The sequence below is a fragment of the Wolbachia endosymbiont of Tettigetta isshikii genome (assembly GCF_041154185.1).
GTDB lineage: Bacteria > Pseudomonadota > Alphaproteobacteria > Rickettsiales > Anaplasmataceae > Wolbachia.
The window spans coordinates 1-332 of record NZ_JBFTEN010000059.1 but is presented as its reverse complement, the minus strand read 5'-3'; the positions used below and the strand labels follow the sequence as shown (position 1 = coordinate 332).

The following is a 332-nucleotide window of genomic DNA, read 5'->3' as shown; positions in this document are numbered from 1 at the left end:
AACTTAAAATGCTAGTGGATAGTATGAAGAGAAAGCAATACCGACCGCAACCAGTGAAAAGGGTATACATACCCAACACTGGAAGCAAGGAAAAGCGTGGCCTCGGAATACCATCAACAGAAGATAAGTTGGTACAGATAGTGCTAAAGAAGATATTGGAAAACATTGATGAGGCAAACTTTCTGTACAATTCGTATTTTTTCGCCCTGGTAGAAGCTGTCATCAAGCAGTCAAAGCACTAGATAAAGCAGTGATGCACAAACCAATTAACTACATTGTAGAAGTGGATACAAGAAGTTCTATGATAATATCCAACATAAATGGCTGATGAG

At 38.9% G+C, this 332-nt stretch carries 1 pseudogene; it reads left to right on the top strand.

What is annotated here, in order from left to right:
- Positions 1–242, top strand: a pseudogene (locus tag AB6N09_RS05680) (hypothetical protein); the annotation flags it as partial.
- Positions 243–332 lie beyond the last annotated feature (90 nt).